13 protein-coding genes are annotated in these 13,167 nt (G+C 63.1%); 7 read left to right on the top strand and 6 right to left on the bottom strand.

Annotated elements, in window-relative coordinates; genetic code table 11:
• The first annotated feature begins 21 nt into the window (after nt 1–21).
• Nucleotides 22–987 carry a 2-oxoglutarate and iron-dependent oxygenase domain-containing protein gene (locus ACMTA2_RS04580; protein WP_413793901.1) on the top strand — a complete coding sequence of 322 codons (966 nt, stop codon included), beginning with the start codon at nt 22–24 and terminating at the stop codon, nt 985–987.
• 84 nt (nt 988–1,071) lie between these two features.
• Entirely contained in the window at nt 1,072–2,025 is a 954-nt protein-coding gene (locus tag ACMTA2_RS04575; protein WP_053118131.1) for an adenosine deaminase, read from the top strand.
• A gap of 118 nt (nt 2,026–2,143) precedes the next feature.
• Here the strand turns inward: ACMTA2_RS04575 and ACMTA2_RS04570 are convergent, their stop codons facing one another.
• The 3 genes from ACMTA2_RS04570 to ACMTA2_RS04560 form a co-directional block, all read right to left on the bottom strand.
• Complete coding sequence (locus ACMTA2_RS04570; RefSeq protein ID WP_413793900.1) at nt 2,144–3,526, bottom strand: MFS transporter; 1,383 nt, start codon at nt 3,524–3,526, stop codon at nt 2,144–2,146.
• A 111-nt stretch (nt 3,527–3,637) separates the two neighbouring features.
• Nucleotides 3,638–4,372 carry an ArsR/SmtB family transcription factor gene (locus ACMTA2_RS04565; protein ID WP_413793899.1) on the bottom strand — a complete coding sequence of 245 codons (735 nt, stop codon included), beginning with the start codon at nt 4,370–4,372 and terminating at the stop codon, nt 3,638–3,640.
• 141 nt (nt 4,373–4,513) lie between these two features.
• On the bottom strand, nt 4,514–5,443 hold the full coding sequence (locus ACMTA2_RS04560) for a LysR family transcriptional regulator (RefSeq protein WP_413793898.1): 930 nt from the start codon (nt 5,441–5,443) through the stop codon (nt 4,514–4,516).
• A 113-nt stretch (nt 5,444–5,556) separates the two neighbouring features.
• On the opposite strand from ACMTA2_RS04560, the gene ACMTA2_RS04555 reads away from it, so the two are divergent.
• Both ACMTA2_RS04555 and ACMTA2_RS04550 read left to right on the top strand, forming a co-directional pair.
• A complete protein-coding gene (locus ACMTA2_RS04555) occupies nt 5,557–6,570 on the top strand; it encodes a zinc-binding alcohol dehydrogenase family protein (protein ID WP_413793897.1) in 1,014 nt (337 codons plus the stop codon).
• Between the two features lie 157 nt (nt 6,571–6,727).
• Nucleotides 6,728–6,898, top strand: coding sequence for a hypothetical protein (locus ACMTA2_RS04550; protein ID WP_413793896.1), 171 nt, complete (start codon nt 6,728–6,730; stop codon nt 6,896–6,898).
• A gap of 1 nt (nt 6,899) precedes the next feature.
• Here ACMTA2_RS04550 and ACMTA2_RS04545 read toward each other — a convergent pair whose 3' ends face one another.
• Both ACMTA2_RS04545 and ACMTA2_RS04540 read right to left on the bottom strand, forming a co-directional pair.
• On the bottom strand, nt 6,900–8,102 hold the full coding sequence (locus ACMTA2_RS04545; protein WP_413793895.1) for a multidrug effflux MFS transporter: 1,203 nt from the start codon (nt 8,100–8,102) through the stop codon (nt 6,900–6,902).
• Between the two features lie 95 nt (nt 8,103–8,197).
• Nucleotides 8,198–8,395, bottom strand: coding sequence for a heavy-metal-associated domain-containing protein (locus tag ACMTA2_RS04540; protein WP_413793894.1), 198 nt, complete (start codon nt 8,393–8,395; stop codon nt 8,198–8,200).
• Between the two features lie 148 nt (nt 8,396–8,543).
• Between ACMTA2_RS04540 and ACMTA2_RS04535 the strand changes: the two genes are divergently transcribed.
• The 3 genes from ACMTA2_RS04535 (at nt 8,544) to cueR (ending at nt 11,924) form a co-directional block, all read left to right on the top strand.
• Nucleotides 8,544–8,927, top strand: coding sequence for a hypothetical protein (locus tag ACMTA2_RS04535; protein ID WP_413793893.1), 384 nt, complete (start codon nt 8,544–8,546; stop codon nt 8,925–8,927).
• 193 nt (nt 8,928–9,120) lie between these two features.
• Nucleotides 9,121–11,514, top strand: coding sequence for a heavy metal translocating P-type ATPase (locus ACMTA2_RS04530; RefSeq protein ID WP_413793892.1), 2,394 nt, complete (start codon nt 9,121–9,123; stop codon nt 11,512–11,514).
• Entirely contained in the window at nt 11,511–11,924 is a 414-nt protein-coding gene (cueR, locus tag ACMTA2_RS04525) for a Cu(I)-responsive transcriptional regulator (RefSeq protein WP_413793891.1), read from the top strand. The genes ACMTA2_RS04530 and cueR overlap by 4 nt, the downstream gene beginning before the upstream one ends.
• A 269-nt stretch (nt 11,925–12,193) precedes the next feature.
• Here cueR and ACMTA2_RS04520 read toward each other — a convergent pair whose 3' ends face one another.
• Entirely contained in the window at nt 12,194–13,087 is an 894-nt protein-coding gene (locus ACMTA2_RS04520) for a PA4780 family RIO1-like protein kinase (protein ID WP_413793890.1), read from the bottom strand.
• Between the last annotated feature and the right edge of the window lie 80 nt (nt 13,088–13,167).

Below are 13,167 nucleotides of genomic sequence, written 5' to 3'. Positions count from 1 at the left end.
ATTTCAAGTCAGGAAAGCAGTATGAACAGCCTTCCCATCATCGACATCAGCCCGCTCTACGGCGATGAGCCCGACGCCTGGCAAGCCGTCGCCGGGCAAATCGACCGCGCCTGCCGCCAATGGGGCTTTTTCTACATCAAGGGCTATCCCATCAGCCCGGCGCGCATCGCCGAGGTACTGGACAATGCCCAACGCTTCTTCGCCTTGCCCGTCGAAGAGAAACTCAAGATCGACATCACCCAGACCCGCCACCACCGTGGCTATGGCGCCGTCGCCACGGAACAACTGGACCCGAACAAACCCAGCGACCTGAAGGAAACCTTCGACATGGGCCTGCACCTGCCGGCCGATCACCCGGACGTGATGGCGGAAAAACCGCTACGCGGCCCCAACCGGCATCCCGACCTGAGCGGTTGGGCAACCTTGATGGAGCAGCATTACCGTGACATGCAGGCCCTTGCGCAAACCCTGCTGCGGGCGATGACCCTGGCCCTGGGCATCGAACGAGACTTTTTCGACACACGCTTCAACGACCCGGTCAGCGTGCTGCGCCTGATCCACTACCCGCCACGCCAGACCGCCAGTAGCGTCGAGCAACAAGGTGCCGGCGCTCATACCGACTACGGTTGCATCACCTTGCTCTACCAAGACGCCGCGGGTGGCCTGCAAGTGCGCAACGTCAACGGCGAGTGGATCGACGCGCCGCCCATCGACGGCACCTTCGTGGTCAACCTCGGCGACATGATGGCGCGCTGGAGCAACGACCGTTACCTGTCCACGCCGCATCGGGTGATCAGCCCGCGGGGGATGGACCGCTATTCGATGCCATTCTTTGCCGAGCCGCACCCCGACACGCTGATCCAGTGCCTGCCCGGTTGCCAGGATGACGCCCATCCACCAAGGTACCCGACCACCACCTGCGCCGAATTCCTGCTGTCGCGCTTCGCCGACACCTATGCTTACCGGCGGGAGCCCCACGCCGTGTAGTGGATCAGCCGGTCAGGTTTTACCCGACAGGTCGGCCAGCCCCCTGTAGAATGCCCGCCATCGATTCGCTGATGAGAAAAGACCATGTACGACTGGCTGAACGCCCTGCCCAAGGCTGAATTGCACCTGCACCTGGAAGGCTCGCTGGAGCCCGAGTTGCTGTTCGCCCTGGCCGAACGCAACAAGATCGCCCTGCCCTGGAGCGACGTCGACACCCTGCGCAAGGCCTACGCCTTCAACAACCTGCAGGAATTCCTCGACCTGTATTACCAGGGGGCCGATGTGCTGCGCACGTCCCAGGATTTCTATGACCTGACCTGGGCCTACCTGTTGCGGTGCAAGGCGCAGAACGTGATCCACACCGAGCCATTCTTCGACCCGCAGACCCATACCGACCGCGGCGTCCCGTTCGAAGTGGTGCTCAACGGCATTGCCGCCGCCCTCAAGGACGGTGAGCAACAACTGGGCATCACCAGCGGCCTGATCCTGAGTTTCCTGCGTCACTTGAGCGAAGAGCAAGCCGAGAAAACCCTCGACCAGGCGCTGCCGTTCCGCGACGCCTTCGTGGCCGTGGGCCTGGACAGTTCGGAAATGGGCCATCCACCCAGCAAGTTCCAGCGGGTATTCGACCGCGCGCGCAACGAAGGCTTCCTGACCGTCGCCCATGCCGGCGAAGAAGGCCCGCCCGAGTACATCTGGGAAGCCCTGGACCTGCTGAAAATCCAGCGCATCGACCATGGCGTGCGGGCCATCGAGGATGAGCGGCTGATGCAGCGGATCATCGACGAGCAGATTCCCTTGACCGTGTGCCCGCTGTCCAACACCAAGCTGTGCGTGTTCGACGACATGTCGCAACACAACATCCTCGACATGCTCGAGCGCGGCGTGAAGGTGACCGTGAACTCCGATGACCCGGCGTACTTCGGCGGCTACGTCACCGAAAACTTCCACGCCCTGCACACCCACCTGGGCATGACCCAGGACCAGGCCAAGCGCCTGGCGCAGAACAGCTTGGATGCGCGGCTGGTAAAACCCTAAGCCTGACAATCAACCCCTGTGGGAGCGAGCTTGCTCTCGAAGACGGCGGCACATTCAACATCGATGTTGACTGACACTCCGCCTTCGCGAGCAAGTTCGCTCCCACAGGGGGTAGTGTTTAGTCCGCAGCGGTCGCTTCGCTCAACTCCTCCAGCGACTTGCCTCGGGTTTCCATCCCGAACACCCAGACCACCCCCGCCGCCACGGCGAAGCACAGCGCCCCCAGGGCGAACACACCGCCCTGGCCGGTGATGGGGAACACCAGGCCGGTCACCAGGGGGCCAAGCAGCGAACCGACACGCCCCACCGCCGAAGCAAAACCCGAGCCCGTGGCCCGGGCCGAGGTCGGGTACAGTTCCGGCGTGTAGGTGTAGAGCACCGCCCACATGCCAAACAGGAAAAACTGCATCAGCAAGCCAGTGCCGATCAACAGGCCGACGTTGCCGCCAAACACCGCGCTCTGCCCATACAGAAACGCCATCGCCCCACCGCCCAACAGCGTGATGACGCACACCGGCTTGCGTCCCCAACGCTCCACCAGCCAGGCCGCCATCAAGAAGCCGGGAATCCCGCCCAGGGAAATCAGCACCGTGTAATACACCGACTGGGTCACCGCGAACCCCGACTGTTGCAACAACGCGCTGAGCCAGGAGGTCAGGCCGTAGAAACCGAGCAAGGCAAAGAACCAGACGCTCCAGATCATCATCGTGCGCTGGCGATACTGCGGCGACCAGATCTGCGCCAGGGCCGAAAAGAAATTGCCCGGCGCAGGCTCAACCCTTGGCAGGCGGACCGGCTCCGGCAGGTCGCGCCGCCCCAGCGAGGCCCGGACCTTGTCTTCGATTCGCTTGAGCACAGCGTCCGCTTCATCACCCCGACCGGCCTGTTCCAGCCAGCGCGGCGACTCCGGAATGAAGAAACGAATCGCCAGGACAAATACCGCCGGCACCGCCAGCACCAGGAAGATGTCGCGCCAGCCGATCACCGGCAGCAGAAAATACGACAACACGCCCGCCGCCACGAAGCCCAACGGCCAGAAGCCGTCCATCAAGGCGATGTAGCGCCCTCGCCGCTTGGCCGGGATCAGCTCCGAGAGCATCGATTGGGCAATTGGAAACTCCATGCCCATGCCGATGCCCAGCAGGACGCGAAACAGCGTCAAGGTCTCGACGTCCTGGGCGGTGGAGCACAAGTAACTGGCGATGCCCCACAGCACGATGCTCCACTGGAACACCGGCTTGCGCCCGAAACGATCGGCCAGCATGCCCGACAGCGACGCCCCCAGCACCATGCCGAAGAAGCTGGAGCTGGCGAGCAAGCCGGCCTGGGCGGTGCTCAGGCCGAACTCGGCTTTGATCGAACCCAGCAGGAACGTCATCATCGCCAGGTCCATGGAGTCGAAGAAGAACGCCAGGGCGATGATGATGAAAATCACCCGGTGATACCCGCTGATGGGTAACCGCTCCAGGCGTTCCGCCGCACTGTAACCGTGAGTGTCCATGCTACCTCCCCAATCCGAAAATTCCCCGGACCGAGTGTGCGCGAACCTTGCTGGCGTCTATTGCTGAATACGACCTGCCAACAGCCCTGAGCGACGCCCCAGGCGAGTTCCCTAGAGTGCCATCTCCACGGCATCCTGCCGGGCGAACCGGTGAATTTCCTGCTGGCCGAGCGTCGTCACTTGCAGGGCCCGCGAATCGTTGGGCAAGGCCAGCCAACCCGACTGCATGAACAGTTGCAACAATGCCGCCCCCAGCGCACCACCGAGGTGCGGACGACGCTCGCTCCAGTCCGGGCAGGGGCAAGCGATACGGGCGTTGCGATGAGCCAGGGCCTGGATGAACAGGCCACGCTCGGCCAGTTGATTGGCGCCCTTGTGCGTGACGATCACCCGTTGTTCGAACTGCTCGATCCACCCGGCGTCGATCAGGCGCTGGTAGAGGTCGGCCGCCAGGGTTCCCCCCAGGTGGTCGTCGCACAGCCTGGCCCGCATCAACGAAGCAGGCGCCGACGGGGCCATGGTCGGCATGACCTGGCGCTTGAAGACCTCCGGAACCTGCCGTGGCGTACTGACCAGGGTCGCGCTGGCCAACGCTTCGACGGCCGCGCCGATCTCTGGCGCAGCCAGGCGAAAGAACCGCTTGCGGCCCCGTACTTCGACTTTCAACAGGCCTCCGGCGGACAAGCGCCCCAGATGTGCGTTGGCCGAGGACGGCGACAACCCGGCGAGCAACGCCAGCTCTTCGGCCTGGCGGGCCGTGCCGTCCATCAAGGCCCACATCATTGCGCTGCGCTTGGGGTCAGCCAGCAGCGTGGCAATCTGGCTGATGCAAGGTGCATGTTCCATGTATTCACTCCCTGTTGAATCATTCGTCTACTGCTCTGGCGCAGGCGGTCGCTAGTATAAGCGCGACGATCGAGCTTTCCTGTCCTCCGGAAACCTTTGGAGGCGATTGTTGATGAGGGAAAATTCTCTATTTGCGCGCGACTAATGGCCGCCCCCCGTCGGGAGTGGAAATCGGGCCGTCAACTCACCGCAGCGAGCCTGGAGCATGTCCCGCAAAAGGTTGATGGGTTTGCTCAATTGCGCCCGGTGGGCACATAGCAGATTGAGGGGCGCGCGTTCGCATTGCAGGTGTGGCAAGAGGATTCTCAAACGCCCGGCCAGCACGTCGGTGGACACATCCAGCCATGACTTGTAGGCAATCCCGGCCCCCGCCACCGCCCAGCGACGTACCACATCGGCGTCGTCACTGAAGCGATCGCCACTGACAGTGAGGCTCACCTCCCGTTTGCCGTCATGAAAACCCCATCGGTCATGCACCCGGCTACCCAGCATGTACAGCAGGCAGTTGTGCTGGGCCAACTGTTCCAACTGACGAGGTTCGCCCTGGCGAGCCAGATAATCCGGCGAAGCACACAGCACCCGACGGTTACCAGGGGCGATGGGCAAGGCCACCAGGCTCGAATCTTCCGGTTCGCCATACCGCAGGGCAATGTCCACCGGCTGCTTGAACAGGTCGGCCATGCGATCGCCCAGCAACAACCGCACCGTCAGCCCGGGGTGCTCGCGCTGGAACGCATCCAGCCAGGGCAACAACAGGTTGCGCCCCAGGTCCGACGGCGCGGACAACTGCAACACCCCGCTGACCTGGTCCTGGCCGCTGGTCAACAACCGCCGCCCTTCGTCAAGGCTGCTCAACGCGGCGCGGGCATATTCGAGAAACCCCTCCCCTTCGGCCGTCAGGCGCAGGCTGCGGGTGGAGCGGGCCAACAGCCGGGCGCCGAGGTGTTGCTCGATCCGTTTCAACGCGGCGCTGGCCACCGCCGCCGACAGGTCCATGACCCTGGCCGCAGCCGAAAGACTGCCCAGGTCCGCCGCCCGGACAAACAATTGCAAGTCATCGAAGCGAAGCATGACGCGTCCATTATCAAAAAAGCATTGAAAGAGCCTGTTGTTTTAGCCGGTTTTATCTCGGCGATAAATAGCCAAACATGGCCCTCATCGAATTCACCTCACGGAGCCGCTTCATGAAAGCCATCGCTTACTACCACTCGCTGCCCATCACCGATTCGCAATCGCTCCAGGACGTCGAGCTGCCGGAACCGGTCGCCGGCCCTCGGGACCTGCTGGTGGAGGTCAAGGCCATTTCGGTCAACCCGGTGGACACCAAGGTTCGCCAGAACGTCCAGCCCGAAGGTGGCGTCGCCAAGGTGCTGGGCTGGGACGTGGCTGGCGTGGTCAAGGCGGTGGGCAGCGAGGTCACGCTGTTCAAGGCCGGGGACAAGGTGTTCTACGCCGGTTCGATCGCCCGGGCCGGTGGCAACAGCGAATTGCACGTGGTGGATGAGCGCATTGTCGGCCACATGCCCAAGACCCTCGGTTTCGCTGAGGCGGCGGCATTGCCGCTGACCGCCATCACCGCCTGGGAATTGTTGTTCGAGCGCCTGCACATCCAGGAAGGCCAGGACGACGAGGGCCAGAGCCTGTTGATCGTCGGTGCCGCGGGCGGCGTGGGTTCGATCCTGACGCAACTGGCCAGCCAACTCACCGGACTGAAAGTGATTGGCACCGCGTCCCGTGCACAAACCCAGGAATGGGTGCGCAACCTGGGTGCCGACCTGGTGATCGACCACAGCCGCCCCTTGAGCGACGTGTTGAAAGAAGCCGGCCAACCCCAGGTGACTCACGTCGCCAGCCTGACCCAGACCGATCAGCACCTGGATCAACTGGTCGAAGCCCTCGCGCCCCAGGGCAAACTGGCGCTGATCGACGACCCCAAGGCGCTGGACGTGACCAAGCTCAAGCGCAAGAGCCTGTCGTTGCATTGGGAATTCATGTACACCCGCTCGCTGTTCGAAACGGCCGACATGCTCGAACAGCACAAACTGCTCAACCGCGTGGCCGCCCTGATCGACGCCGGCACGCTGAAAACCACGGTGGGCGAGCATTTCGGCACCATCAACGCCGAGAACCTGCGCCGGGCGCATGCCTTGCTGGAAAGCGGCCAGTCCAAGGGCAAGATTGTGCTCGAAGGCTTCTGATCCAAGACACGACGATGCCTGGCGCTTGTGGGAGCAAAGCGTGCTCCCACAAAACCCATGCCGTCAGTCCGAGAGTTGACCGTTGTCACAACTGCGATCGCATTCAGGTCTACACTCGAGGCCTTTGCAACGCAATCTTTTCGTGAGGAGGTCAGCAATGAAGATCCTGATAAAAGAAGTGGCAAAATCCCAATGGCAAGTGCGTCTTGACCAGCACGTCGTCACCTTCCGTACCGAGGCCGAAGCCCAGGCTTTCGCCACGACCTTGCAAGCGCGGATCCACGCCCCTCATCGCTTTCCCGAACAGCAGCAGCGCGCAGCCAGCTAAGTCAGCCCTCGCGACTGGCCTGGGCCAGTGCCCGGGCGTTTTGCAGGCGACGGGTCAGCATGGCTGCGCCCACCACCAGGAGCCCGCAAAGGCTGATGACCAGCGCCATCGGCACGGCGGTGCCGTCATGCAGCGCCGCCACCAGTGCAGCGGCCCCCGCGGCCACGGAAAACTGCAGGCACCCCAGCATCGCCGAGGCACTGCCGGCGCGGGCCCCCTGCCCATTCATGGCGCAGGCCGACGCATTGGGCAGGATGCAACCCAGGCTGGCAATGCAGACAAACAGCGGAAGCAGCAGCGGCCACAACCGTTCTGGCTGCAGTGCACAGACAGCCAACAGGCTCAGCCCGGCGAGCAGGTAGACCCAGACGGCGCGGGTCAGCAGGAATGCCGGGCCACGCTTGGACAACAATCGGGCATTGACCTGGGCAACCAGGATGAAGCCCGCCGCGTTGGTCCCGAACAACCAGCCAAAGTGTTCGGCCGGTACGCCGTAGAGCTTGATGAACACAAAAGGCGAACCGGCGATGTAGGCAAACATGCCGGCGATGGCGATGCCACCCGTCAGGGCATGGCCGAGGTAGACCGTATCGGTCAATAACCGGCCGTACTGACGCAAGGCGCCCGACAAGGGTTGTCGAGGAACATGATCCGGCAGGCTTTCCGGCAGCCACAGGGCCACGGCCGTCGACGCCAGCGCGCTGAACACGGTCAGGGCAATGAAGATCGATTGCCAGCCATGCAGGTTCACCAACAGCCCACCGAGCATCGGCGCGAGAATCGGCGCCAGGCCCATTACCAGCATCAGTTGCGAAAACACCTTGGCCGAACCCACTGCGTCGCATTTATCGCTGACTACCGCCCGGGAAATCACCATCCCGGCACACCCGCCCAAGGCCTGGACGAAACGGGCACCGATCAGCCATTCGAGGTTCGGCGCGTAGGCGCAGCCCAGTGACGCCAGGGTGAACAAGCCGACGCCGGTCAGCAGCGGAATGCGCCGCCCGAAGCGGTCCGCCACTGGCCCATAGGCCAGTTGCCCAATGGACAAGCCGAGGAAATAGGCCGCCAGGGTCAGTTGGATGTGTTTTTCGTCAGTACCGAAGGCCGTGGCCATCGCCGGAAAGGCGGGCAGGTAGAAGTCGATCGCCAAGGGACCGAAAGCGCTCAAGGCGCCAAGAATCAGAATGGTACGGAGGTTCATCGGGCGTCCAGTTCAGGCGTCGTTCGACAGCCCGACAGTCTAGCCGTGCCGGGCGCTCTTGAACATTCCGATAGGTCGCTAACGATTAAAAATTTTCACGCGGCGCTGGCTGCATAGCCCTCCTCCTTGATGGCCTCGAGCACGGCATCGGCCGGCAACGAACTCTGCACCTGGACGGTCCTGGCGCCCAGGTCGACATGCACCGTCGCCGCTGGATCCTTGGCCTGGACAGCCTGGGTGATGGCCTTGACGCAATGACCGCAGGACATACCCTCGACATTGAATGTTTGCATGAGATGACTCCTTGGGATTGAGGTTGCCGTCAGTCTCAAGCTTGCCATCATGGCAAGGTCAAGTTCTGACAAAAACTGCCGGGCTGGCAATCGGCATCGCGCTCAGCCAAGCTGCACACATCAAGGATTTCACACCGGAGGTTCAGCCATGCGCTGGTCAGCGTTCAGCCTGTTTTGCATGCTCGGTTTTTCAGCGGTGGCCCCCCAGGCCTCGGCCGCCGGCGAAGACTATGGCGTGGTGATCATTTCCCGCGAACGCCTGGAAGTGGCGACCAGTTGCGAAATCGGCATCTACATCCAGGATCAGCTCTCGGCCCGGCTATTCCAGGAGCAAAGCACTTCCTTCAACTTGCCGCCCGGCCAGTTCTCCTTGCGCCTGAAGTTGCTGCCTGGCCAGGCACCGGGTTGCAATCCTGGCATGCTTGCACCGGGTTCGCAGAACATCACGCTCAGGGCCGGTGACATCCTGAAGTTCCGCATCGCCATGAATGAACAAGGCATGTACCTCAAGCAGGCTGGGCTCGGTTACTGATACGCCACTTGAACTGATAGCTGTAAGCCCCTGTGGGAGCGAGCTTGCTCGCGATGGCAATCTAACATCCACCATGGATGTCGACTGACCAACCGCTATCGCGAGCAAGCTCGCTCCCACAGAGAATTGGCGCTTGACCTTGCCAGCATGGCAAGGTTGATCCTGTAGTCATTTACTACAAGGAGCCAGGCAGATGTCCGAATCCACCACGTTCGATCTACCCATTGCCGGCATGACCTGCGCCAGTTGCGCCGGACGGGTCGAGCGGGCCTTGAGCAAAGTCGCCGGAGCCCGTGCAGTCAGCGTCAACCTGGCGACGGAACTGGCGCGTGTCCAGGCCCCGGAAGGCAGCCTGCCGGCCTTGAAGCAGGCCGTCGAACAGGCGGGCTATAGCGTTCCCGTGCAAACCCTGGAACTGAACATCGAAGGGATGACCTGCGCCTCCTGCGTCGGCCGGGTCGAACGCGCCCTGGGCAAGGTCGACGGCGTGAACAGCGTCAGCGTCAACTTGGCCAACGAGCGGGCCCACCTCGAACTGCTCGGCCAGGTGGAGACACAAACCCTGATCGATGCGGTCAAGCGCGCCGGTTACGACGCCACGGTCTGGCAAGCCGAGCAGGTCGCCGACACGCAGAGCAACCGTCTGAACCGTGAACGCCTGGCACTGGTGCTGGCGATTCTGCTGTCCATGCCCCTGGTGCTGCCCATGCTCCTGCAGCCGTTCGGCGTGCACTGGATGCTCCCGGCCTGGGTGCAGTTCGCCCTGGCGACGCCGGTACAGTTCATCTTCGGTGCGCGCTTCTACGTCGCCGCCTTCAAGGCCGTGCGGGCCGGCGCCGGGAACATGGACCTGCTGGTGGCCCTGGGCACCAGCGCTGGCTACGGCCTGAGCCTTTATGAATGGGTGATCGCCCGTCCTGGCAGCATGCCGCACCTGTATTTCGAGGCTTCGGCCGTCGTGATTGCCCTGGTGTTGCTTGGCAAATACCTGGAAAGCCGCGCCAAGCGCCAGACCGCCAGCGCCATCCGCGCCCTGGAGGCCTTGCGCCCGGAACGGGCGATCCAGGTAATCGATGGCCAGGAACGGGACGTTGCCATCAGTGCCCTGCGCTTGAATGACCTGGTGCTGGTCAAGCCCGGCGAACGCTTCCCGGTGGACGGCGAAGTACTGGAAGGCCAGAGCCACGCCGACGAAGCACTGATCAGCGGCGAGAGCCTGCCGGTGCCCAAGCAGCCCGGCGACAAGGTCACGGGGGGCGCGATCAACGGCGAAGGTCGGTTGTTGGTCCGCACGCAAGCCCTGGGCACCGAAACCGTGCTGGCGCGCATCATCCGCCTGGTGGAAGACGCCCAGGCCGCCAAGGCACCGATCCAGAAACTGGTGGATAAAGTCAGCCAGGTCTTTGTACCGGTGGTGCTGGTGCTGGCCCTGGCGACGTTGATCGGCTGGTGGCTGTACGGTGCGCCACTGGAAATCGCGCTGATCAACGCCGTTGCGGTGCTGGTCATCGCCTGCCCCTGCGCCTTGGGCCTGGCGACGCCCACGGCGATCATGGCCGGCACCGGCGTGGCTGCGCGCCACGGCATTCTGATCAAGGACGCCGAGGCCCTGGAACGCGCCCATGAAGTCACGACCGTGGTGTTCGACAAGACCGGCACCCTGACCTCGGGCACGCCACGCATCGCCCACCTGACCGCCCTAGACGGTGATGAAGACGCACTGCTGAAAATGGCTGGCGCGCTGCAACGCGGCAGCGAACACCCCTTGGCCAAAGCCGTGCTGGACACCTGCGCCGAGCGCGGCCTGGACGTATCGGATGTCAGCGACAGCCAGTCCCTGGCCGGGCGTGGCATCGCCGGCAACCTCGACGGGCGACGCCTGGCCTTGGGCAATCGCCGCCTGCTGGACGAACTGGGCCTGGAACCGGGCTCCCTGGCCGAGTCGGCACAGGCTTGGGAAACCGAAGGCCGCACGTTGTCCTGGCTGATCGAACAAGGCGCTACACCTCGGGTGCTGGGTCTGTTCGCCTTCGGAGACACGCTCAAGCCTGGTGCTCTCGCCGCCGTACAGGCCTTGAATGAACAGCGCATCGCCAGCCATCTGCTCACCGGCGACAACCAAGGCAGCGCCCGGGTGGTGGCCCAGGCGCTGGATATTTCCAACGTCCACGCCGAGGTATTGCCGGCGGATAAATCGGCCATCGTCCAACAATTGAAGCGCCACTCGGTGGTGGCGATGGTGGGCGACGGCATCAACGACGCCCCGGCCCTGGCCGCCGCGGACATCGGCATTGCCATGGGCGGCGGCACCGACGTGGCGATGCATGCCGCAGGCATCACCCTGATGCGCGGCGATCCACGACTGGTGCCGGCGGCGCTGGACATCAGCCGCAAGACCTACGCCAAGATCCGCCAGAACCTGTTCTGGGCGTTCGTCTACAACCTGATCGGAATTCCCCTGGCGGCCTTCGGCTTGCTCAACCCGGTGTTGGCCGGTGCGGCCATGGCGTTGTCGAGCGTCAGCGTGGTGAGCAATGCGTTACTGTTGAAGTTCTGGACACCCAAGCAGTTGGAGGACGAGCGATGAACATCGGCCAAGCGGCCCGCCAGAGTGGCCTGAGTGCGAAGATGATCCGTTATTACGAGTCCATCGGCCTGCTCAAGGCCGCCCATCGCACCGACAGCGGCTATCGGATCTACCGCACCGATGACCTGCACACCCTGGCGTTCATCAAGCGCTCCCGCGACTTGGGGTTCTCCCTGGAAGAGGTCGGCAAACTGCTGACCCTCTGGCAGGACCGCCAACGCGCCAGCGCCGACGTCAAGGCCCTGGCCCGGCAACACATCGACGAGCTGAACCAGAAAATCCGCGAACTGGCCGAACTGCGCGACACCTTGCAAGACCTCGTGGAGCACTGCCATGGCGACCAACGTCCGGATTGCCCGATCCTCAAGGAACTGGCGTCGGGGTGTTGCCAGGAAACCGCACCCATCTGACATCCCGCTGTGGGATGAGTTGGGTGTGCCACAAAAAAACCGGCCAATGGCCGTAATGCTGTTCACTTGAGACTTGTTGATTCATTGTGGCGAGGGGATTTATCCCCGCGGGGTCGCGAAGCGACCCCAGAACCTGAGCCTGGGATGTCTCAGACGGGTTGAAGGGCCCGCTTCGCAGCCCAGCGGGGATAAATCCCCTCGCCACAGATTCAGCCACTTCCCTTAAGTGAACAGCATTGCGGCCAATGGCCGGGTTTCTGTTCAACCGATCATTGCATCCACGGCGGCGGTGGCTCTTCGGTCTTGCCCGGTGGGGCATCGTCGGCGGCGCGGACGGCCTGACGGCGTTCTTCATCCAGGCGGGCGGCCTCGATTTCACGCATGATCCCGCCGACATCCGCCAGCTCTTGCGGCTCGTCGAACTCGCCGGTCAGCACGCTGGCCGGGTGCAGGGTGCCGGCTTCGTACAGCGCCCACATTTCCTTCGCGTACCGGGTGTGCTTGAGCTCCGGGGCAAATCGGCCGAAGTAGGACGCCATGTTGCCAACATCCCGCTCCAACATGCTGAAGGCATGGTTGTTACCCGCGGCATCCACGGCTTGCGGCAGGTCGATGATCACCGGTCCCGTCGGCGTCAGCAGGACGTTGAACTCCGACAGGTCACCGTGCACCAGACCGGTACACAACATCAGCACGATCTGGGAAATCAGATAGGCGTGATATTCACGGGCCTGGTCCGGCTCCAGCACCACATCGTTCAGGCGCGGGGCCGCATCACCGTACTCGTCGGCCACCAGCTCCATCAGCAGCACGCCCTCGAGGAAGTCGTACGGTTTGGGCACGCGCACCCCCGCACTTGCCAGGCGAAACAACGCCGCCACTTCGGCATTCTGCCAGGCGTCCTCGGTTTCCTTGCGCCCGAACTTCGACCCCTTGGCCATGGCCCGGGCCTGACGGCTGTTGCGCACCTTGCGGCCTTCCTGATACTCGGCCGCCTGACGAAAACTTCGCTTGTTCGCCTCCTTGTAGACTTTCGCGCAACGTAGCTCGTTGCCGCAGCGCACCACATAAACAGCTGCTTCTTTACCACTCATGAGTGGGCGCAGCACCTCGTCGACCAGACCGTCCTCGATCAGGGGTTCAATGCGTTTTGGAGTCTTCATCAGCTTTTATTGTGGGTCCTTTATTACCAAACACGCGAATGACAGTCGTTATACGGCAATCCTTCCTCCACGGGGAGGGG

It is taken from the genome of Pseudomonas medicaginis (genome assembly GCF_965119365.1).
In the GTDB taxonomy this organism is placed as follows: Bacteria; Pseudomonadota; Gammaproteobacteria; order Pseudomonadales; family Pseudomonadaceae; genus Aquipseudomonas.
Note: the sequence above shows the minus strand (reverse complement) of the source record. Positions and strands in the feature narration are given on the sequence as shown.